Source organism: Psychrobacillus sp. FSL W7-1493, assembly GCF_038004905.1.
In the GTDB taxonomy this organism is placed as follows: Bacteria; Bacillota; Bacilli; order Bacillales_A; family Planococcaceae; genus Psychrobacillus.
The window spans coordinates 2,934,991-2,957,951 of the sequence record NZ_JBBOSB010000001.1; the positions used below are offsets into that span (position 1 = coordinate 2,934,991).

19 protein-coding genes are annotated in these 22,961 nt (G+C 40.3%); 2 read left to right on the forward strand and 17 right to left on the reverse strand.

Annotated elements, in window-relative coordinates; genetic code table 11:
• Positions 1 to 278 precede the first annotated feature (278 nt).
• The 13 genes from MKX96_RS14830 to MKX96_RS14890 form a co-directional block, all read right to left on the reverse strand.
• A complete protein-coding gene (locus MKX96_RS14830; RefSeq protein WP_169360310.1) occupies positions 279 to 1,655 on the reverse strand; it encodes an IS4 family transposase in 1,377 nt (458 codons plus the stop codon).
• A 242-nt stretch (positions 1,656 to 1,897) separates the two neighbouring features.
• Positions 1,898 to 2,743: a VOC family protein gene (locus tag MKX96_RS14835; protein ID WP_340884690.1), complete on the reverse strand. Its 846-nt coding sequence runs from the start codon at positions 2,741 to 2,743 to the stop codon at positions 1,898 to 1,900.
• A 388-nt stretch (positions 2,744 to 3,131) separates the two neighbouring features.
• Entirely contained in the window at positions 3,132 to 3,716 is a 585-nt protein-coding gene (gene leuD, locus MKX96_RS14840; protein WP_340884693.1) for a 3-isopropylmalate dehydratase small subunit, read from the reverse strand.
• Positions 3,717 to 3,728: 12 nt separating this feature from the next.
• Complete coding sequence (gene leuC, locus MKX96_RS14845; RefSeq protein WP_340884695.1) at positions 3,729 to 5,138, reverse strand: 3-isopropylmalate dehydratase large subunit; 1,410 nt, start codon at positions 5,136 to 5,138, stop codon at positions 3,729 to 3,731.
• A gap of 15 nt (positions 5,139 to 5,153) precedes the next feature.
• A complete protein-coding gene (gene leuB / locus MKX96_RS14850) occupies positions 5,154 to 6,254 on the reverse strand; it encodes a 3-isopropylmalate dehydrogenase (protein WP_340884698.1) in 1,101 nt (366 codons plus the stop codon).
• A gap of 23 nt (positions 6,255 to 6,277) precedes the next feature.
• Positions 6,278 to 7,819 carry a 2-isopropylmalate synthase gene (locus tag MKX96_RS14855; RefSeq protein WP_340884701.1) on the reverse strand — a complete coding sequence of 514 codons (1,542 nt, stop codon included), beginning with the start codon at positions 7,817 to 7,819 and terminating at the stop codon, positions 6,278 to 6,280.
• Complete coding sequence (gene ilvC, locus MKX96_RS14860; RefSeq protein ID WP_340884703.1) at positions 7,806 to 8,843, reverse strand: ketol-acid reductoisomerase; 1,038 nt, start codon at positions 8,841 to 8,843, stop codon at positions 7,806 to 7,808. Before ilvC ends, MKX96_RS14855 begins: the two co-directional genes overlap by 14 nt.
• Before the next feature lie 24 nt (positions 8,844 to 8,867).
• Positions 8,868 to 9,386 (reverse strand): acetolactate synthase small subunit, encoded by a 519-nt coding sequence (ilvN, locus tag MKX96_RS14865; RefSeq protein ID WP_340884707.1) that lies wholly within the window; start codon positions 9,384 to 9,386, stop codon positions 8,868 to 8,870.
• Complete coding sequence (gene ilvB, locus MKX96_RS14870) at positions 9,383 to 11,131, reverse strand: biosynthetic-type acetolactate synthase large subunit (RefSeq protein WP_445678218.1); 1,749 nt, start codon at positions 11,129 to 11,131, stop codon at positions 9,383 to 9,385. The genes ilvN and ilvB overlap by 4 nt, the downstream gene beginning before the upstream one ends.
• 357 nt (positions 11,132 to 11,488) lie before the next feature.
• Complete coding sequence (gene ilvD / locus MKX96_RS14875; protein ID WP_169358833.1) at positions 11,489 to 13,156, reverse strand: dihydroxy-acid dehydratase; 1,668 nt, start codon at positions 13,154 to 13,156, stop codon at positions 11,489 to 11,491.
• 834 nt (positions 13,157 to 13,990) lie between these two features.
• Positions 13,991 to 15,673, reverse strand: a complete 1,683-nt coding sequence (locus MKX96_RS14880) for a methyl-accepting chemotaxis protein (protein WP_340884713.1) — start codon at positions 15,671 to 15,673, stop codon at positions 13,991 to 13,993.
• A 160-nt stretch (positions 15,674 to 15,833) separates the two neighbouring features.
• Positions 15,834 to 17,522 carry a methyl-accepting chemotaxis protein gene (locus MKX96_RS14885; protein ID WP_340884715.1) on the reverse strand — a complete coding sequence of 563 codons (1,689 nt, stop codon included), beginning with the start codon at positions 17,520 to 17,522 and terminating at the stop codon, positions 15,834 to 15,836.
• Positions 17,523 to 17,541: 19 nt separating this feature from the next.
• Complete coding sequence (locus tag MKX96_RS14890; RefSeq protein ID WP_340884717.1) at positions 17,542 to 18,246, reverse strand: C40 family peptidase; 705 nt, start codon at positions 18,244 to 18,246, stop codon at positions 17,542 to 17,544.
• Between the two features lie 156 nt (positions 18,247 to 18,402).
• On the opposite strand from MKX96_RS14890, the gene MKX96_RS14895 reads away from it, so the two are divergent.
• Positions 18,403 to 18,735 carry an SCP2 sterol-binding domain-containing protein gene (locus MKX96_RS14895; RefSeq protein WP_340884720.1) on the forward strand — a complete coding sequence of 111 codons (333 nt, stop codon included), beginning with the start codon at positions 18,403 to 18,405 and terminating at the stop codon, positions 18,733 to 18,735.
• 36 nt (positions 18,736 to 18,771) lie between these two features.
• On the opposite strand, the gene MKX96_RS14900 is transcribed toward MKX96_RS14895, so the two are convergent.
• Genes MKX96_RS14900 through MKX96_RS14915 form a run of 4 tightly spaced genes read right to left on the reverse strand, consistent with a single transcriptional unit; the run spans position 18,772 to position 21,988 of the window.
• Complete coding sequence (locus MKX96_RS14900; protein ID WP_340884723.1) at positions 18,772 to 19,122, reverse strand: flagellar protein FliT; 351 nt, start codon at positions 19,120 to 19,122, stop codon at positions 18,772 to 18,774.
• A complete protein-coding gene (gene fliS, locus MKX96_RS14905) occupies positions 19,122 to 19,523 on the reverse strand; it encodes a flagellar export chaperone FliS (protein ID WP_340884724.1) in 402 nt (133 codons plus the stop codon). Before fliS ends, MKX96_RS14900 begins: the two co-directional genes overlap by 1 nt.
• Before the next feature lie 36 nt (positions 19,524 to 19,559).
• Positions 19,560 to 21,596, reverse strand: a complete 2,037-nt coding sequence (fliD, locus tag MKX96_RS14910) for a flagellar filament capping protein FliD (protein WP_340884726.1) — start codon at positions 21,594 to 21,596, stop codon at positions 19,560 to 19,562.
• An 11-nt stretch (positions 21,597 to 21,607) separates the two neighbouring features.
• Positions 21,608 to 21,988 carry a flagellar protein FlaG gene (locus tag MKX96_RS14915; RefSeq protein WP_340862776.1) on the reverse strand — a complete coding sequence of 127 codons (381 nt, stop codon included), beginning with the start codon at positions 21,986 to 21,988 and terminating at the stop codon, positions 21,608 to 21,610.
• Positions 21,989 to 22,120: 132 nt separating this feature from the next.
• On the opposite strand from MKX96_RS14915, the gene MKX96_RS14920 reads away from it, so the two are divergent.
• Positions 22,121 to 22,939 carry a flagellin N-terminal helical domain-containing protein gene (locus MKX96_RS14920; protein WP_340886069.1) on the forward strand — a complete coding sequence of 273 codons (819 nt, stop codon included), beginning with the start codon at positions 22,121 to 22,123 and terminating at the stop codon, positions 22,937 to 22,939.
• Positions 22,940 to 22,961: the final 22 nt, after the last annotated feature.

Sequence of the window (22,961 nt, forward strand, 5' to 3'; positions counted from 1 at the left end):
TGAACATAAATAAATTATGAAATGGGTTAGAGTTATTTTTATCGATTTTTTTATTCCTAAATAGAGCTTGAAGATGAAAATAAATTCGTCTCCATTTATTGATTGGAGCGACAGACGGCGACTCCAGCAGGATGACATAGCTATCAAGTTAAGAAAAATTTACGTCATTCACTCTCATATGAACTGGTATTTTTGAAAATTAGACCATATGAAATTAACACTTTTTGGTTTAACCAAAAAATGTAAGTTTAATTTCTTTCTATACAGGGCATAGAATACTAACTGTAATTTGCACCGAGTATAATCAATGGATCCTTTTCAGGTGGCCCTTTTGTTTTCAATGCATGTTTACAAAGAGCACCATGAAACCTTTTCAGTACCCCATTGGTAAGCTTGGTGTATTTTTTTATGCTTTCAAACATCAAGCGAATAAAGCGTAGTGCAACTGAGATGCCCTTTTGAATGCTTATCTCTATTCTAGATTTCTCTAGCAAGAATAAACGTGCCTGATAAGTTGTTGTAGTTGTGATTAGAAACAATAATAAATGAGCGAAAAAATGACATAGGACACGTTCTTCCTTTATCTGTTTATAAAAAGTGGTCGGGAAATTAGATTTCCATCCTTTAAACAATAACTCGATCTGCCAGCGCAATCGGTAAAGGTCCATCACTTTCTCAGCTGGGATAGTATCCGGGAGGTTTGTCATAATAATCGTCGCCCCATCTAGCGCTCTTACGTGCTCCTTTGTCTGGTAACGTGAATGTTTACGTTTATACTGATCACTTTTATCTTGTTCCTCTGTATGGCGATACAAAATTAAACGGGTAGGGAATTTATAGTCATACCCCACATAAACTTCCTCCCATTCCCTTACGGAGCCACGCTCCATTTGTTCCAGGTGCTCTGCCAAAGATTCCTTCTGATAAAAAGAGGATTTGACGACCCTGCCATCGGCATGGTAACGAGGGTTGGGATTCCCTGTATAGATAGAACAATCTGGTCGAACTCTAGAGACGAAATAGCCCCCGGACTCATCAATTTTTTGGAAGGTGGGTAGATGGAAATAACCCAAGTCTTGTAGAAATAAATCGCCAGGTGAGACCGTCTCTAATCGATTCTTCCCATATAGAGAATCGTTTTCCTTTCCGTTCATCCAGTCAGCCAATATGAACTGTCCTGTCAGGAATTCATACTCCAGTTGGCATTTTAATTCGGCTCGATAGACGCCAGGAAAAGTCTCCTTCAAATCCGAAGGAAGGGAATGGATGGTCGCGTCTATTATACGGATCCTCTCACAAAATTTTCGTAGTTCGTCACTGATCGGCAACTGATAATTTAACTCCACTTGTATAAAATGTTCCAAACACTTTTTTAGAAATACGATTAATTCTTTATTTAAACGTTGGTTTATTGCCTCTGGAGTCATAGAAATATGACAGGTTTCTTCTAATGACAGGCTGAGCTCGCGTAGCGAACTGCCGGCCAGGTTTCCGCAATGATAAAGAAGGATGTGGAGAAATGAATACGCATCAAGCTTTCGTTTTCGTTTGATCCATCCTGATTCTTTGGCCCAACAATCCAACTTATCTGGGGAAAATAGTTTATACAATTGTTCCATTAAGAGTTTCCATTCGTCTAAATCTGTTTTTTTCATGTGAAGCACCTCCTGTTGGTTAGTTTTCTATACCAACCTCGAGGGTTTTTATAAACTTCTTAACTTGATAGCTATGCAGCAGGATGAGTGAGACAGATAAGCCATCACAACCACGCGCGCTAGCGATGGGTGATGGCTTATCGCTCACCCCGCGGAAAGCGTACGGCTGGCGCGGAAATCAATTCTACTTTCTGACTTAGAGAATTATGCATTATGACTCAACCCTAATCTTTAATATAGCTTTATTTTACTACCATTTTTATTATATTTTCAGATGGGTCTTTTGTGTAGAAGATCTCGTTCTCTTCTAGAACAGAAATATTTTTTTCACGCAAATTCTTTACCGCTGTGTCTCTTTCTTCTATAGAAGGATAAATAATATGGAACGCCTCTAATCCTGACATATCCTCAGATGCAGGGTGTGCTCCAGCTCCAGCCCAAGTGTTCAAGCCAATATGGTGATGGTACTTTCCAGTGGACATAAATAATGCACCAGGGTAAGGAGTAACTACTTCAAATCCCAATAGCTCATAAAAATCTTGTGCTTCTTCTATATTCACCACTTGTAAATGTATATGCCCCATCACTGTTTCTTTCGGTAAACCATTCCACTCGGTGTTTGCCCCCGCAGCTAAAATAGCTTGCGCATCAATTGCTAAAGTGTCCATGGCAACTGCACCCTTTTCCCAATTCCATTCTGTTTCTGGTCGATCACTATAAATTTCAATCCCATTCCCATCTGGATCATTTAAATACAGTGCTTCACTAACTAGATGATCTCCTGCACCAATTCGAATTCCATTTTCCGCAAAGAATCTTAATACAGCTCCTAAATCCTCGCGACTTGGCAATAATAATGCAAAATGATAAAGTCCCGTCGTTTTTGGCTGCTTAGGTATTACATTTTCAGGCTGCTCAATAGATATCAAAGCTGTTTTGCCATCAGCAGTTAGCCATACTTTATTCCCTTGTCTATCTAATACCTTAAACCCTATTACTTCTTCGTAAAATTTAAGTGATTGCTCTAGGTCAGTTACTTTTAACTCGACTAGTTCTACATATGTAGATGGTTTTTGATGGAATTTCATAATTTATTAGCTCCTCTTTTTAAGTTACTTTTCGTAAGTAATTATATTTTAATTACCTACTTAAGTCAACTACTCTTTATTGTAGGAAAACATTGCACTGATATTAGTTTTGGAGAATGACCTCCACGTTATACTACTCGTATCTTCCTTACCGGTCATATATTTCTGTGAACGGTTATAAATCTTCCTCGAACGGTTATATTTTTCTCCGAACGGTCATAAATCTCCGCGAACGGTTATACTTCTCTCTGAACGGTCATAAATCTCTCCGCTCGGCTATATACTTCTACTGCCATTGCTTTGACAATGCATTCTTCCTTTCTCAAGTCTGTACCTAATCCTTTACACTATAAAAGCCACTAATCCGCTTCGATTAGTGGCTTTCTATTTATACAGCGGCAAACTTCTTTTCCTCATAAGCTTTGATATGGTCTTCGTATTGGAAGGTTAATGAGATTTCGTCCCAGCCGTTTAGAAGCATCTTCTTTTGGTAGGGATCGATTGGGAATGAATACGAGACTCCATCCTCACCCACTATTGTTTGCTCCTCTAAATTTACTTCTATTGAGTAATTTTCTTTACTTAAGATGGCTTCCACTTCCTCTACTGATAATTTAATAGGAAGAATGCCGTTTTTCATGCAGTTGTTGTAGAAGATATCCGCAAAGCTTGGTGCGATGACGACACGGAAGCCATAGTCCAGGATCGCCCATGGGGCATGCTCACGTGAGGAGCCGCATCCAAAGTTTTCATGAGCCACTAGAATAGTGGATTCCTTATAACGCTCGTCATTTAGGATAAAATCTGGACGTTCGTTTCCTTCTGCATCGAAGCGCCAATGGTAGAAAAGATATTTTCCGAATCCTGTGCGCTCGATTCTTTTAAGAAACTCTTTGGAAATAATTTGGTCTGTGTCAACGTTTTTTCTATTTAAAGGTGTAACGATACTATTAATTTCATTGATGGGCTCCATGTTTTTTCCTCCTTAAGCAGGCACTAGTTGAAATTTTCGAACGTCTACAATATGTCCTTCGATAGCTGCAGCAGCTGCCATAGCTGGACTCATAAGATGAGTTCGCGCTCCTGCTCCTTGTCTGCCTTCAAAGTTACGATTAGATGTGGATGCACAATGCTCTCCAGCGGGAACGATGTCATCATTCATCGCTAGACACATACTACAACCGGATTCACGCCATTCGAAGCCTGCTGCCTTGAAGATTTGGTCGATGCCTTCCTCTTCCGCTTGCTTCTTCACGGTTTGCGAGCCTGGTACTACTATAGCTTTGACGTTTGGATGAACAGTGCGCCCCTCTATTATTTTTGCTGCGTTGCGCAGGTCGCTTAAGCGAGCGTTCGTACAAGAACCGATAAAGACATTACTAATTCGAATATCCGTCAATGGCATACCTTCTTGCAGTCCCATATACGTAAGTGCTTTTTCATGTGCCTGCTGATCGGAAGCATCTTGGAAGTCTGTTATATACGGAATGCTTTGGGACACTCCAGAGCCCATCGAAGGGTTTGTTCCCCAAGTGACAAATGGCTCAATTTCATCTGCATCGATTTCCACTGTTTTGTCGTAAGTAGCTTCTGGATCAGACGCCAAGGCTAGCCAGCGTGAAGCTTCCTGTTCAAATGCTTCACCTGTTGGGACGTATTCTCTGCCTCGTAAAAACTCGACTGTTGTCTCGTCTGGGCTAATCAAACCTGCTCTCGCTCCTGCTTCAATCGACATATTACAGATGGTCATGCGCTCCTCCATCGTGAGTTTCCGAATAGCTTCTCCGGTATATTCCACGATGTAGCCAGTTCCCATATCAATTCCGAACTTGGCGATGATAGCTAGGATAATATCTTTTGCTGTTACTCCTATGCCTAGCTCGCCATTCACTTTAATTTGCATTGTTTTTGGTTTAGCCTGCCAAAGAGTTTGAGTCGATAAAACATGCTCTACCTCACTTGTACCGATACCAAATGCGATGGCACCAAAGGCACCGTGTGTGGAGGTATGACTATCTCCACACACGATTGTTTTACCGGGCTGCGTTAAGCCTAGCTCTGGGCCGATAATGTGAACAATTCCTTGGTCTGGATGTCCGATATTTGCTAAAGGAACTCCGAACTCATCACAGTTTTGCTGTAACGTATTAATTTGTTTACGAGCAATTTCATCTTTAATTTCTTTTTGATTTCTCGTTGGCACATTATGATCCATCGTTGCGAAGCAAAGGTCTGGGCGGCGTACTTTACGATTATTTAAGCGCAAGCCCTCAAACGCCTGGGGAGACGTTACCTCGTGAAGCAAATGAAGGTCGATATAGAGAAGGTCTGGTTTCCCCTCTTCTTCGTATACAATATGTTCATCCCAAATTTTCTCGATAATCGTTTTTGCCATTTAGTCCCTCTCCTTTTATACGTATGAATACATAATGCTTTCTGAAACAAATTCTGAGTCTAATTCATCTAACACCTTGTCAGTCCATTCACTTGTGGATAGAACTCGCTTCCCGTTCGTCTGCAAGTCTCCTGTAAAGTAACCGTCGTTTAGTACATTAAATACCGCTTCTTCGATAGCTGCAGCCTCTGTTTCCATTTGGAAAGCCTCACGGATCATCATGGCAGCAGATAGGATGCAGGCAGCAGGGTTCGCTTTGTTTTGACCTGCAATATCTGGTGCAGAGCCATGTACCGGTTCATAAAGACCGAAGCCATCGCCACGAGTGCTCGCAGATGGTAGCATTCCTAGTGAGCCGGTGATCACAGACGCTTCATCGCTTAAAATATCTCCAAACATGTTTTCCGTTACGATGACATCAAAAGCACCAGGCTTTGTGATAAGCTTCATCGCAGTTGAATCGACTAGCATATGCTCTACCTCAACGTCCGGATAGCCTTGTTTTTTCTCTTCCACAATCTCTCTCCATAGTTTGCTGGAATCCAGTACATTTGCTTTGTCTACAGAGGCTAGCTTACCTCTTCGGCTCCGGGCAAGCTGGAATGCCGTGTCTACAATTCGCTCAATTTCAGAGCGAGTGTAGACTAAAGTGTCCAATGCATAATCTTTCGTTTTCTTACGAGGCTCTGCAAAATATAAGCCGCCAGTAAGCTCTCGAACAATTACCATGTCAACATTTTCAGCGATTTCCTTTTTAAGTGGAGAAGAATCTAGTAGAGCTGGAATAGCCTTCACTGGACGAATATTCGCATAAAGTCCGAAGTGCTTACGGATTGCCAATAAACCTTTTTCAGGGCGTAAATGAGATGGGTTTTGATCCCATTTAGGTCCACCTACCGCACCTAATAGGATGGCATCACTATCACTGCATAAGCTGATCGTTTCTTCTGGCAGTGGATTTTGACAAGCATCAATTGCTGCTCCGCCGATTAACGCAAATTGCAGATTAAATGTATGATTATATCGCTTTGCAATTGTTTGAAGCACCTTTACCGCTGCCTCCGTAACCTCAGGACCGATTCCATCACCAGGTAATACCGTTATTGTTTTTTCCATCCCATTCACTCCCATTGTTTTATTTATTGAATGACTGCTACACGCTCTTTATAATGTGCATTCATTAGTTGTCGATTGACTGCATTGATATACGCTCTCGCAGATGCCTTAAGTACATCCTGCGATGCATTTCTTCCGGAAGAGGTTGCTCCGTTATACGATAGATTGATCACTGCCTCACCTAGAGCATCTCGCCCTTTTGAAACAGAGGAAACCCGATAATCCAAAATTCTTACCTCTCCATTTACTAGCTTTTCTAATGTGTTAAAGATGGCCTCTACCGCACCAGAGCCGTTGCCTTTTGAGGTCCTACTCTCACCAGTTGGCATCTTCACTGTGATGGATGCAGTCGGTACATTGTTTTCGTAGTTAATGACTAGTTCCTCTAATTCGTAAACCTCAACTTCTCCACTGCTTACTTGCTGATCTGTCAATAAAACAAATAGATCCTCATCGGATATTTCCTTTTTACGATCCGCTAGCTTCTTAAATGCATTAAAGGCTGCATTTAGCTTTTCATCGCTTAACTGGAAGCCCATTTGCACTGCACGACTAAAGAAAGCGTGACGACCGGAATGCTTACCAAGCACTAGCTCGGTTGCGACATCTCCAATTAGCTCTGGAGTAATGATTTCATATGTTTCAGGGTTTTTGAGCATCCCATCCTGATGAATGCCGGATTCATGAGCAAAGGCATTTTTTCCGACGACTGCTTTGTTCGGCTGAATGACGACTCCTGTAAGCTTACTTACTAGCTGACTCGTACGCTTAGTTTCCTTCAGAACGATGCCTGATTCCGCTTGGTAATAATCGCTTCGAATATGCAATGCGACTGCGACCTCTTCTAAGGCCGCGTTTCCTGCACGTTCACCGATTCCATTGATCGTGCCCTCTACCTGTGTCGCTCCATTTTCAATAGCTGCAAGTGTGTTCGAAACGGCAAGACCTAGATCATCATGACAATGTGCAGAAAGCTTAACTTTCTCAATACCAGTTACGTTCTCAGACAAATATCTAAATAAAGCACCATATTCAATCGGTGTTGCATAGCCTACTGTATCTGGGATATTGATCGTTGTAGCTCCGGCTTTAATGACTTCATTGATAATACGAACTAGAAAATCCTTGTCAGATCGTGTTGCATCCTCTGCAGACCATTGCACTAATGGAAAGTATTTACGTGCTAGCTTCACTGACTCTACTGCGATTTCTATAACCTGCTCCGGTGTTTTGTTGAGCTTGTATTGCATATGGATTGGCGATGTAGCGATAAATGTATGAAGATGAGGCTGAACCCCTCCTCTTAATGCCTCCCAGGACGTTTCAATATCGCTTTTGATCGAACGAGCGAGACCTGTTACGACTGAGTTTTTAACGGTGTTCGCTATTTGCTGAACTGCATTGAAGTCACCAGGTGACGAAGCAGGAAAGCCTGCCTCGATAATTGAAACGCCGTACTTTTCTAATTGACGAGCAATCTCCAGCTTTTCATGAGTGTTTAAGTTAATGCCCGCAGACTGTTCCCCGTCTCTTAGCGTAGTGTCGAAAATATCAATTTTGGCCACTCGTCACCACTTCCTTCTTCGCTTTTTTTCCTTCATTGATAAATGGCATCATTTCTCTTAGCTGTGCACCTACCGTTTCGATTGGGTGCTCTGCCTCTGCTTGTTTGATGGCATTGTATTTTGGACGGCCTGTTTCATTTTCTTCAATCCATTCCTTAGCGAACTTACCATTTTGAATATCAGTTAAAACTTCCTTCATGCGATCCTTTACGGACGAATCAATGATGCGTGGACCGGAAACGAAATCTCCCCACTCCGCTGTGTCAGAAATGGAAGAGCGCATCGTTGCCATTCCTCCCTCGTACATAAGGTCAACGATAAGCTTTAACTCATGTAACGTTTCAAAGTAAGCAAGTTCTGGCTGGTAGCCTGCTTCTACTAATGTTTCGAAGCCTGCTTTTACGATTGCTGTTGTACTGCCGCAAAGCACTGCTTGCTCTCCGAATAGATCTGTTTCTGTTTCTTCCTTGAAAGTTGTTTCTAATACTCCAGCACGAGCAGCTCCAATACCTTTTGCATAAGCCAAAGCTAAATCTTTTGCTTGCCCAGTTGCATCTTGATATACCGCAAATAATCCAGGTACACCTGCTCCAGACTCAAATGTACGGCGTACTAAATGCCCTGGTCCCTTTGGAGCTACTAAAAATACATCCACGTCTGATGGAGGAACGATTTGGTCGAAGTGAATATTAAAGCCGTGAGCGAATACTAACGCCTTGCCCGCTGTTAAAGCAGCTTCAATTTCTGCCTCATACACTGCTTTTTGTCGTTCATCTGGCAATAAAATCATGATTACGTCTGCTTTTTCTGCAGCCTCTTGTACAGAGTAAACGTCTTGCCCATCTTCTTTTGCCTGGTCAAATGATTTTCCAGCACGAATTCCTACAATAACGTTAAAGCCTGAATCCTTTAAGTTTTGTGCATGTGCATGACCTTGTGATCCGTACCCGATGATTGCAATTGTTTTTTCCTTTAAAGATCCTTCATTGATATCCCCGTTATAATACATTTTCGCCATTTTCATTTCCTCCTCAAATTGTTTGTTTTGTTATTGCAATATAGAAAGATAAGGTGCATTTGCGGCCTTTTGTGTTTCTCTTACAAAGGCTGTAACACCGGTTCTTGTTAATTCTTTAATGCCATAAGGCTTGACGAGCTCGATGAACGCATCTATTTTTTCTGGGTTTCCAGTAACCTGAAATGTCACTACATTTTTTCCTGTATCAATGGTAGATGCTCGGAATGGCTCTACTAAACTATTGATTTCTGCTCTTCCAGACGGTGGAGATACGACCTTTACTAACGCGAGCTCTCTTACTACTATTGATTTTTCTGTAATATCATTTACCTTCAGCACGTCTACTTGTTTTTGAAGCTGCTTTAACAGCTGTTCAAGCTTCTGTTCATCTTCTACGTTAACGACAAAGGTCATTTTAGAAATTTGGGGCTGTTCGGTGTGACCTACTGTGATGCTCTCAATATTGAATTGACGCTTCATCAGGAGACCAGTCACGCGATTAAGCACTCCACTTTGATTGATGACCGTGACAGTAATGATTCGTTTCATTCTGGCTTCACCCCGATCATTTCGTGTAATGCTGTGCCCGGGACAACCATTGGAAGGACACTTTCCTTTTGGACTACTCGGCAATCGATCAACACTGGCTCATCCGACTCAAGTGCTTCTTTTAATTGCACCTTTGCCTCTTCATATGTCTCGATTCTATATCCCTTAATATCGTAGGCAGCTGCGAGCTTGATAAAATCTGGCTGTACCGGGATTAAGGAGTGAGAATAACGTTCTCCGTGAAAAGTCTCCTGCCACTGTCGAACCATACCGAGTGCCTGATTGTTTAAAATAATGACCTTTACCGGTATACGCATTTCTTGGAGTAACGAGAGCTCCTGAAGTGTCATTTGGAATCCAGCATCTCCAACGATGGATACCACCTTCGCATCCGGCTTAGCTATTTGAGCTCCAATCGCTGCTGGGAAGCCAAATCCCATTGTCCCTAGACCACCTGAGGTCACCCAATTGTGCGGCTTTTGGAACTTGTAATACTGCGCTGTCCACATTTGATGCTGCCCGACATCAGTTGTCACAACTGCCTCTCCATTTGTGTATTCCTGCACTAGTTCTAAAACCTGCTGAGGAAGCAGACCCCTCTCTCCACTTGCATCATAGTGTAATGGGTATTGCTCTTGATTGACCTTTAAGCTCTCTAGCCAAGCTGCCGTGTTGCCATTTGGTGCATTTTGGTGGAGCAGGGCCTCTAATGCCTCTTTTGCGTCTGCCACAATCGGTATTTCGGTTGGTACGTTTTTACCGATTTCCGCTGGATCTATATCGATATGAATTACTTTAGCGTTTGGAGCAAAGTAATTTAAATTCCCTGTTAAACGGTCATCGAATCTTGCTCCTATATTAATGAGTAGGTCGCATGTTTGGATGGCCATATTCGCTGTGTATGTCCCGTGCATACCGGCCATTCCTAGAAACAAAGGATGTGTTCCCTCGATACTACCTAGCCCTAGTAGCGTATTTGTAATCGGTATTTGGTATTTTTCCGCTAGGTCCTTCAATTGTTCTGAGGCGTTTGCAAACAGCACTCCTGCTCCCGCTAGTATTAATGGTTGCTTTGCGGTAGAGATTGCCTGAGCAGCCTTCTGAATTTGCAGGAAGTTCGGCGTAGTAGTTGGCTGATAGCCTGGTAAATTAACTGCTTCCGTTTCCCCTTCCCTTGGGGTGAAAATACCTGTTGCTATATTTTTAGGTATATCGACGACTACTGGTCCTGGACGACCTGTGGAAGCAATGTGAAATGCTTCATTCATAATTCTTGGGAAATCCGCTACATCCTTTACTTGATAATTGTGTTTCGTAATTGGTTGTGTGATTCCAATGATGTCTGCCTCCTGGAAGGCATCTGTTCCGATAACGGTTGTGGCGACCTGGCCAGTAAATACGACTAATGGAATCGAATCCATCATTGCATCTGCAATCCCTGTCACCACGTTTGTAGCACCAGGGCCAGAGGTTGCAATCACCACTCCGACTTTCCCAGACACTCGTGCATATCCTTCTGCTGCATGTATTGCTCCTTGCTCATGACGGGCAAGAATATGCTTAATCGGGTTTTTATGAAGTGCATCATAAATTGGTAAGACGGCACCACCTGGATATCCAAATACTACTTCCACCTGGTGCTTTTTTAGCGTCTCGATAAACACGTCTGCACCATTCTTTTCCGGGACAGCTATACTGGTCGCCGGCTCCTCTAACAATTGCTCCGCTTCTACAGTTAACTTCATCATCATTCCTCCTCTTCCTCAAATCGTCCAGTTTTTATCTAATAAAAAAGAAAAGAATTTCCTCCCACACAAAGAAACCATCGTTCTTTTGTATAGGGATGAAATTCTTTTCATGGTACCACCCTAATTCGTAGCGCAACCGCTACCTCGCAGACAAACGACATAGCATCGAACGTCCATTTTTAACGAGAGTAGCTTATTACTACACCCGGAAGTATCTAAAAGGGATAATCCCGTTCAACACCTCACTCCGAGGGGATGTCGCTAAAGGTTGTATTGCCGGCTCCCAGCACTACCGGCTCTCTGTGAATACAAAATTCCTTTAACTTTTACCTCATCATAGATTTACAGCAATATTTATATTTTCATCACGCCACCTGTACTTGCAGATGTAACGAGCTTGGAATACCTTGCTAAATATCCTTTTTTAATCTTTGGTTCAAATGGTTGTAAATCTGCTCTTCTTCTAACGAGCTCTTCCTCACTCACCTGTAACTCTATCGTTCTATTAATAAGATCAATCGCGATTATGTCGCCATTTTCTACTAAAGCAATCGGTCCTCCATCAGCAGCCTCTGGAGAGATATGTCCGATAGAAATTCCTCGGGAAGCACCTGAGAACCTTCCATCTGTAATGAGGGCAACCTTTGTGCCTAAGCCTCGACCTTGAATCGCCGATGTCGGTGCCAGCATTTCTGGCATTCCCGGACCACCTCTTGGACCCTCGTAGCGAATAACGACTACGTGACCTTCTCTGACCGTTCCATTATCAATTGCTTCCTGGGAAGCCTCCTGCGAATCAAAGACGATTGCCTCTCCAGTAAACTCCTTTATAGATGGATCAACTGCACCAACCTTTATGACACCGCCTTCTGGGGCAATGTTTCCAAATAAGACAGACAGACCGCCAACAGGACTATAAGGATTTTCTTTTCTTCGAATCACCTGCTCATTTTTAATCTCGCAGTCTTTCACATTTTCATAGAGTGATTTACCGGTAATCGTTAGACGATCTGGATGAACCGCTCCAGGTATTTCACAAAGCTCTTTTATAATCGCGCTGACTCCTCCAGCTAAGTGGACATCATGCATGGAGTAATCAGATGCCGGCATGATTTTCGATAAATATGGAATTCGCTTAGCTACTTCATTTATTTCACTTACGTTATACTCGATTTCTGCCTCGTGAGCGATTGCTAACGTATGTAACACTGTATTTGTCGATCCGCCCATTGCCATATCAAGTGCAAATGCATCATCGATCGTTTCCTTCGTAATCAAATCTCGAGGCTTCACATCCTCCTTGACCATCCGGACAAGATGCTTTGCCGCCTCTCGAATCAGTTGGTGTCTCTCATCCGATGTAGCAACAATCGTTCCATTGCCCGGTAGCGTAACACCTAGCATTTCCATTAAAGAGTTCATAGAGTTTGCCGTGAACATCCCGGAGCATGAGCCACAGGTGGGACAAGCGTTTTGTTCGATGTCTAACAGCTGTTCTGCAGTCATCGAGCCCGACTTATACGAGCCGACTCCTTCAAAGACGGAAGTAAGGGAAAGCTGCTTACCATCTGCAGAAACACCCGCCTCCATTGGTCCGCCTGACACGAAAACCGATGGGACATTCGTTCTTACAGCTGCCATTAGCATTCCTGGGGTTATCTTGTCACAGTTCGGAATATAAAAGACTCCGTCAAACCAGTGGGCATTGATAACCGTTTCTGCTGAATCGGCTATTAGCTCTCGACTTGGAAGCGAATATCGCATTCCAATATGCCCCATTGCGATTCCATCATCTACACCAATCGTGTTGAATTCGAATGGAATACCTCCCGCCTCTCGAATGGCATCCTTTACAACCTCTGCAAACTTATTTAGATGCATATGGCCAGGAATAATATCGATATACGAGTTACACACACCGATAAACGGCTTATCCAAGTCTCTTGTTTTTACCCCCGTAGCGTAAAGTAAGCTACGATGTGGGGCTCGATCTACACCCTTTTTAATCATGTCACTTCTCATATTTTATCGCCCCTATACTTTACCGCTTCAACGCGTTTGCCTATGCAAAAATCGTAAATACCTGTTAAAATTACTATGTGAGTTTTCTTGCAATATTTAATATATTGAAGATATCATAACCCCTATAAACCTTAGAGTCAACCGTATTTCTTTAAATTTTCTGTTAGTTTCGAATATTCATTTATATTGTAATCGCTTACAATAGCGATATATCGCATTTTGTATAAGGAAAAATTATTTTGAAATTTGTTTATACATAACATGATTGTGAGAGGCATATGGGTGGGGATTTGATAAAAGAAGAGGGGAGATAAAAAATATTTTTCCTATTAAGTAACACTGTAATTACTTTACTTCTATGTAACATTCCCTAACTTGCCAGTGGCTCTTTCTCCTGCAACACTTACTTACGTTGGCGCAATAACATTTTGTCCGATTGCTGCAACACTTCGCTGATTTGCGCAACTCTTCCCCTATTTCCTGCAACACTTTTATTTCCCGCAATACTTCCTCCCATTGGTGCAACACTTTGTCCGATTTCCGCAACACTTCAACTGATTTCCGCAACTCTTTCCCTATTTCCCGCAACACTTTTATTTCCCGCAATACTTTCTCCCGTTGGCGCAACACTTTGCCCGATTTCCGCAACACTTCAACTGATTTCCGCAACTCTTTCCCTATTTCCCGCAACATATCACCCGATCAGTGTAGAACTTCCGCCATAGACCCTACACTTGGCGACTTCTCTATATCCCTTCTCCAATTTTTATTTCTACAAAAAAAGACATCGTCACAATATGTGACAATGCCTTCTTTATGGGTTAACCCGATTTATTAGATTTTAAAATGGCTTACTTCACTTTGCAGTTTTTCTGCAAGAGTCGCCAATGTTTGTGCGTTTGTTGAAATTTCTTCGGTTGCTGCTAATTGCTGCTCGGTAGCTGCACTCGTATCACTTGCTCCCTCTGCTGCATGGTTTGCCAAGTTTTCTACCTGTTGTGCGCTTGCTGTTACTGAGCTACTCATTTCCTTAATATGTTCAATTGCGGTAGTAACTGTTGCAACTTTCACTGCAACTTCTTCTACACTGGACTCAATTTCATTGAACACGTCTAATGATTCAGTTGTCTTAGAAAGACCATCCTCTACCTTGTCTCCACCTGTTGTGATTGCTTTAACTGCCTCAGATGATGCGGACTGGATGAGTTTAACCATAGATTCGATCTCAGAAGCAGAGTTTTTGGATTGCTCAGCAAGCTTGCGTACTTCCTCTGCAACTACTGCGAAGCCTTTTCCATATTCCCCTGCACGGGCTGCTTCAATCGCAGCGTTTAGCGCTAGTAAATTCGTTTGCTCTGAGATATCCGTGATTAAAGCTGTAATGGACTGTATTTCATTGGAATGCTTAGCCATGTTATTCATAATTTCTGTTGTTTCTTTGAATGTTTCATGAATCGTATTCATTTGACTCGCTACTCCAGATACCACTGTAGAGCCTTTGGTTACCAGCTTTTTCACACCATCTGTTGCTTCCAGCATCTCTTTGTTGTTTTGTGAGATGTCTGAGACGCCTTGTTGCATTTCGGACATAGATCTCACAGAGTCTTCTACATGCTTTACTTGCTCTTCACTTGCTGCCATTTGCTCCTCAGCCGATTTAGCAACCATTTGAGAAGAGGCTAGGCTTTCCTCCGAGCTTGCAGACAACTCTTCCGCATTAGCAGCAAGCTGCATAGACGAATCACGAACATTAGAAACGATACGCTGTAAATCACTTGTCATTTTATTAAAGGTAGTTGCCATTGCCCCAACTTCGTCTTTATTTTTAATAACAATTGGTTCTACTTTCAGGTTACCACTTGCAATTTCCTCTAATCCTTCTGTCACCTTGCGAATTGGGTTAGAAATACCTTTACTGATGAAATAAGAAACGAGTATACCTATAATAATACTTGCTATTGCCAATATAATTATAAATATATTAATTTTATCATTATATGTATTTAACTCTTCTCTAGTTTTTAGCATATTATCTTGTTGAATTTGTTTTAACTCACCCAAAATTGCCAAAGCATTGCCGTTAAGTTCGCTTGACTTTGCTGCATATTGTTCAAAAGGTTGATTACTTTTTTTCAATTTGATTATTTTATCATTTGATTCAAAAAGCTGTACAGTCTCTGTTTGAAGGTCCTTTAATAACTTTTGTGACTCTTCATCCTTTACAGATTCTATTAAAGCACGAGCTGCGACTGATCCCTTTTCTATTTCTTGATCAAATTTTTGGACAGCCTCATCTGAACCGAACATAACGAACTCTAGAATAGCAGTGGCCATATCCTTTTGAATTACTTCAATTTCTGATACTAAATTAATCTTTTCAATATCCTTATCAATAATATCTTTATACTTATTTGCAAGGTCATAAGAAGTAAAAATAGAAATAACACTTATTAAAACTAATAAAAGTAAAACAAATGAAAACCCGAACCACATTTTTTTAGAAATTGATAATTTCATTTTGGAACTCCTTTTCCGTAATTATTTTCATACATGAGTAAAATGCACCTCTATAATTATACTCTTTATAAGGTATTTTGACATAGATAAATGTACATATTTATTCCTAATGGCATAAAAAAGTTCTACACTTTTTAAATTAAGTATAGAACCTTTATACCTACATTTTAAAATGACTTATATTATCTTGTAATTTTTCTGCTAAATTTGCTAGAGATTGAGCATTAGACGTAATTTCACTATTAGATGCAAGCTGCTGCTCTGTAGCGGAGCTTGTATCTGTTGCCCCTTGAGCTACGATCTCCGCAAGCCTTTGCACCTCTCTTGAACCCTCGGTTACCGTTCGGGCAATTGCCTGTATTTGCTCAATTGAAGCTGAAACTGTTTCCACTTTAAAACCTACCTCTACTACGGCCGATTCAATATTCTCAAACACACGTAAGGACTCTTTTGTTTTCGCTAATCCTTCTTTAACCTTGCCTTCTCCCGCAGTGATGGCCACTACTGCATTTCCAGTAGCTCCCTGGATGACTCCAACCATTTCAGCAATTTCAGATGCAGCATTTTTGGATTGCTCTGCAAGCTTTCGTACCTCGTCTGCAACGACCGCGAATCCTTTTCCATATTCTCCAGCTCGAGCTGCTTCAATCGCAGCGTTTAATGCAAGCAGATTTGTTTGCTCTGAGATTTGTGTAATAAGAGTAGTAATACCTTGAATATCATTAGAATGCTTCTCCATATCTCTCATATTGGTTGCTGTTTCATTAAACGTCTCATGAATAGTGCTCATCTGTTGTGCCACCGCCTCAATCACATCAGATCCCTGTTTTACAAGCATTCCAACATTATTAGCAGAATTAAGCATCTCGCCATTACTAGAGGCAATTTCATTCACTCCTTGTGAAAGCTCCGACATCCCTTCCATAGAAGTTGTCATATGGAGTACCTGCTGTTCACTGCTAGCCATTTGCTCATGAGCTGAGCTTGCTACCATTTGTGAGCTCGCTAAACTTTCCTCTGAACTGGCTGATAATTCTTCCGCATTAGCTGCAAGCTGCATAGACGTTTCCTGTACATTCGAAACAATCATACGGAGGTCCGCTGACATTTTGTTAAATGCCGTGGCCATTTCCCCAGCCTCATCTTTGTTTTTAATAAGAATTGGCTCTACATGTAGATTGCCCCCTGCAATTTCTGTCAGACCGGAAGTCACACGCTTAATCGGACGTGCAACACTTCTTCCGATTAAAAGTGCAATGATTATTCCAAGGACAGCTCCAACAATTGTAATAGACATAACAAAAATGATAGCAATGCGCTCGTAATCCAAAAGCTCACCAACAGTAGCATTCATATCCTGCTGAACCTGCTCATCAATTTTATCTAGCAAAGAAATCATATTATCATTAATCGTTTTAACATCTTTTGTTAACGTGTTTATTTGAGATGGATCAATGAGTACTTGATTGGAAATTAGCTTTTCATTTGCTTCCACAAACATCTTGTATTTTCTTTCATAGTCCTCAATGTACGGTAGCGACTCATCAGATTTCAGTCCTTTTTTAAGGTCTTCCATCAGCTTCTTTTCATCCTCCAAATGAACACGCACGTTCTTTCTAGAAGCATCCGTTTTCGTCAATAAAAAATCATAAAGGTTTTCTGTAGTCTCATTTTGAGCCATCTTAATGTCCTGGATAATTCTCACGTTAACACTATCAACCTCTAGGATTTCCCTGTATTGACTCGTGGTAGTTTGCGATGCTAGGCTGCTAAAGTAAGAAATAACAACCATCACTAGGATAATTGCAGAGAAGCCCAACCACATTTTTTTTGTAATGGTCCACTTCATAATCATTCTCCTGTCTTAATTACTTTTGAACAAATCGATTAAAGGATACAAAGTGCTCATCCCAGTACACATTATCGAGCTTAGTAATTTCTACTCCCTTAGATCCTGCATGGATGAATTGATTATCCCCTAAAAAGATTCCCATATGAGAGATTCCTTCTTTATATGTATTTTGAAAAAACACTAAATCTCCAGGGACCGGATTAGTCACCACAACACTATCCAAATAATAAGACTCACTGCTTTTACGTTCTATTTTCACTCCAGCCTGATTATGTAGGAAGTAAATAAACCCACTGCAATCAAACCCAGCCATCGTATTACCAGCATACAGATAAGGAATACCTTCCAAACGTTTAGCAAAATCCATGATTAGTGGGTAATAGGCATGTCCTTCACCTGAAATAATAGGTGCTGGAGCTGGTGTCGCTACTGGAGCAGCTACCGTTTGAACAGGCTGCGTCACAACGGATGCCGCCTTAGCTGGGACAACCTTTGTGGCACTTTTAACTGTCGCTGGTTTTTGTACAACAAGCTTTTGCTTAATATAAATATTATCCTTCGTCAGCTTGTTCCAAGTACGTAAATCAGCGACCGTTACTTTATGTAATTTAGCAATCTTTGTAAGGCTATCTCCCTTCTTCACCTCATAAAGCGTACTTGCACTTGCATTTTCTGTAATAAAAAACAGCATAAAAGCTATAATCAGCACTTTCTTTCTCATACTTTAAACCCCCTTTCTGTTTATATCGGTAAAACTTTCGTAACATCCACAACTTTCAACAAAATATTACCTGGGAAATAAACACTCGTAAGTTATCAGAAAATATGTCATAATCATAAATGAATAACCATTCATTTAGACAAAGGGGATATGACTATGAATGAAACATGGACACAAATCGAAAACACAATGAACAACAATCCAACACCAATCCAAAACCAAAACGTCCGCTACGAGTTCCACCTATCTGGCGACGAGCCATCCGTTAAACAATTGGTCATCGCAGACGGTAGAGCATTTGTGACAGACGACACTTCTACTAAGGCTGATTGCACATTAAAATTAAGCTCAAAGGATTTTGTAAAGCTGATTAATGGGGATTTGAACAGTACTTCTGCCTTTATGTTCGGGAAGCTGAAGGTTGATGGGAGTATTGGTTTTGCTTTGAAGCTGGAGGGGTTGTTGAAGGAGTATAATTTTCAAGCGTAATAAAAAACGACTTTCGCTATGAAAGTCGTTTTTTTATTACTTCTTATTATCAAAATACATACCATCAATTGTTTGAGTAGCGGCGTAAGGATTGGTATAAGAACCTTCATGACGTTTCTTTTGCTGAAGTTCCTTAATATCTTTCTTAACAAGAGTCATCACAGTAGTTAACTGTTTATTAATTCCATAATCCAACTCTATTAATTTACTATAAATGGACAACTTAGATATTTCTTCTACATCTATAGTTTTCAATACTTGTTCACGAACATCCAGTAACTCATTAATTTCTTCTATAAATTCTGTACGTTCATCATCAGTTGTTTTCTTCAAAAGATGGTTGTAAAGCTCTTCAGAGACTGCTAAAAATTGTTCGACACTAGCCATTACGCTTGACCGCCAGTAGTAAATTGCTTTTGACGATTAATCTGGATGACTTGCTTCCATGTATCGCGGAAATCAAGGACATATACTTCCACTTCCTCAATAATAGCAGTGTCATTCTTCATATTTGCTTCAATTAAGCGGTGGTTCATATATTCATACATTTGCATCATTGACTTAGAAACTTCAATATCCATATTTAAGGTCATCATAAGCTCTTGAATAATTTTCTGTGCTTTCTGCAAGTTTGTATTTTTCTCTTGAATATTCTTTTCTGTTACCGCAATTTTTGCTTTACCTAAAAATTTTAAACAACCATTGTATAACATCAAAGTCAATTCACCTGGTGATGCAGTACTCACACTATTATTTTTATAAGCTTGGTGGACCGATTGTGCTGACAAATCTTACAACTCCTTTTGTTGAAAATATAATTTTATTTAGCTTTGGCCAAATTGTGATAGATAGCCTGATTGTGAATTGGCTTTGCTAATCGCCTGCTCCATAGCAGTGAATTGTTTCCAATAACGAGTTTCGATATCTTCTAATCTACGTTGGAAGTTAGAAATACGAGTATTCATGTCTATTAAGCTTTTACCAAGAGTATACTGCTGATCAGTGGCGGTAGCCTTCCCTGCCTTAGCTTCAATTTTTGCAGTTAATTCCTTCATAGAATCACGAAGCCTATTGACAATACCACGGGTGTCTCCTGTTGCAGTTTTTTCTCCTGATTGAGTTAAAGTTTGTACTACTTTATCGGGATTTTCAGTTAGAGATTTACGCAGTTTATCCTCATTGATTACAAGTTTACCACCATCTGAGTAAACACTAGAAGTTGTGATACCCATTTCAGCAAGAGTATCAATTAAATCATCACCAATACCATCTACTCTACCATAAATTGCATTACGCATACTAGATAAACCACTACTAACTATTGAATCACTGCGAAGAAGTCCACTTTTAGCTTTTTCATCCCATAATTCTTGCTCTTTATCAGACATATCTTTGCGCTGTTCGTCTGTTAAAGGAGGGAAATCACGATATTTTTTTTCTTTTAAAGAATCATTCATACCAGTAATTAACTCGTTATACTTTGCAACAAACTCTTTTACTTTATCTACCATGGAGTCTATATCAGCACTAGCTGTAAGTTGAACAGGAGCTACAGTTGTATCAGGTGATGTAGCATTATTTTTAGCAACTGCATCATTATAATCATCATTCAACTGAGTACTTTTCATTTGTTTAGCTACCAAATCATTCCTAGCATTTTCTGAATTTGTAGTTGCTGATTCCAATTTAATGTCTAGCTCCGCAACATTTTTAAAGGATGAAAAATTTGATTCGGTTACACTTTTTAAATTTGTTTTTTCATCTTCACTTAAACTGTTTAATAATACTTTCCCTTCATTTGATATTGGAGGATCTTCTACACCTTGTTTAAACTTAGCAAAGTCTTCTTCACTTAACTTAGCAATTGTATTCTTGATCTTAGAGCTTCCATTAGTTAAATTAGTATAGCTTTCTTTTAATCCTCCTAAGCCTTCCAAAGCAAAATCGTAGTTAGTTTTAGCTTCATTTTCAGCATTTTCTGCAACTGGTATAGCTGCTGTAGCATTCTTCACATCTTGCTCTGCTTGTTTTTTTGCTATCTCTAATCGTGCCACTTGTTCTTGCAAAGTATTTTTAACATTAAATGTAGAATTTAATGTCACTGTATATCCTGAGATATTGAAAGTGTTAGAAGATCTTTCCGTTGTAATACCGTTCACTTGGAAAACAGCATTAGTTCCTCCAGATGCTAAATTAGTAGAATCTGCCATGCCTAATTTTGAAAATACATCATTCCCTGCAACTACTTGGACTTCAGCTCCGCCCTTTACATCACCTGTATTTTTTGCAGTAATAGATAGCTTACCATTCTCAAATAATGCTGATACTCCCGCATTACTATTGTTTATTTTAGATACTACTTGAGCAATAGTATCCGTAGAACTTATTTCTATCTCTGTTGCTTTTGCTGCAAGATTGCCATCTGCTTGGATAGCCTTCAAAGAAATTGTCGTGTCCCCAACACCAAGCTCGCTCATTTGAGTAGTACCAGATACTGTTCCCCCGCTTGTAGTAGAGATAGTATTTCCAATCTGTCTCGCTGCAGTAGCCAATTGGGATACCCCTTCAAGAGATAAAGCACTTGAAGCAGAGGAATTTGCAGTTGCAGTTACTAGACTTGAATTAGAGCTCTGTACAGTTTTTTTGTTAAAGTTTCTGGACAATGTGAAATTATCAAGTAAGTAATCACTAAAGGTTTTTAATTTTGTATTTATAGAACGATAAGAATCTCTTTGCCATTCCGTTGTTGTTTTCTTTTGAAATAATTTATCTAATGGTATTCTCTCTGCCTTCATCAAATCTCCAACAATTTGATCAATATCCATTCCCGATGCTAATCCACCAACTCTTAAACCTGCCATTTTATAACCCCCTAAATTTTTTCGTCAATTATCATGCCTAAAAATTTTTGCATCGTGTAAAATGCATCCAATAGCTTTCGAGGTGGAACTTCTCTTATTACCTCTTCCGTCTCTGCGTCTATAACTTCTACATAGTAGCGATCTAAACCATCATGCATAACAAATTTGGAGTTTCTGTTTTGGATAGTCATAAACTCATTTAATGCATCTATTGCCTTTTGTACTTTTTCTTTTGGAATTAATTCCTTTTCATTTGCTTTTTGCTCAGCTTGCATAATTTGTCTTAGAGAATTTTCTGTTACATTTGATTTTGTTATATCTCCCACTACTTCTTTTTTTAGCTGAGATGTAATTGCAACATCTTTTGACTGTGCCTGTGCTGATAGACGCATACTAGGCTCTCCCCCTATGCTAACAATGTTCTTATATTCATTATCGGCAATTTAATATTAATTTTCAGTTGTTAGCAAAATTTCCATTTAAGCTGACGATAATAATAGAGTAGTAAAATAATTCACATGGAGGTGAATGAATTGAAAATACAAAACCAAGCAGGGATAGCCTTCTCTATCAATCGTTATCAGAAAAATGACAATGCAATAACTAGAACATTAGAAAAACTTTCAGGTGGCGACAAATTGACTCGTGCTGCAGATAATGCTTCAGGTTTGTCCATCTCGGAAACAATGCGTGGGCAAATTCGTGGACTTGCAAGGGCTCAGCTTAATATGCAGGATGGGCTCTCTGTACTTGAGACAACGGATGCAGGTCTTCAACATGTTAGCGGTGTATTACAACGGATAAGGGAATTAGCAGTACAAACATCTACTGATACTGTTTCAGATGAAGACAGAGGAGCAGCCCAAAAGGAATTAGACCAGCTTCTCCAATCAATTGATGATACTGCCGACAAAATGGAGTTTAACACTCAAACTATTCTCGGTGACGTCCGACCATTGTACATACACGTGGGTGCTAACTCTGGACAGGCACTTCGTATTGATACAGTAAATGTGAGTACGGCTTCTTTAGGTATAGCAATCGCTGAGCTTTCTACACGCGAAAAAGCAGAGGATTTAATAACAAACGTGGATAAAGCCCAAGGTATTATTTCTAGTCACCTTGCAAATACTGGAGCAGACTACGAAGCACTAACTCACCATAAGGATAACGTGTCGAATACCGAGGCAAGTCTTCAAAAGTCAGAATCTCTTATTCGAGATCCAGATTTGGCTTATGAAATGATGGAATTTGTTAAACAAGGAATACGCCAAAAGGGCGATGAAATGCTAATTAAGCATACGAATCAGAATGTTAATGATGTACTGAGATTATTTAGTTAAAATAAAAAAAGACTAGGAAACC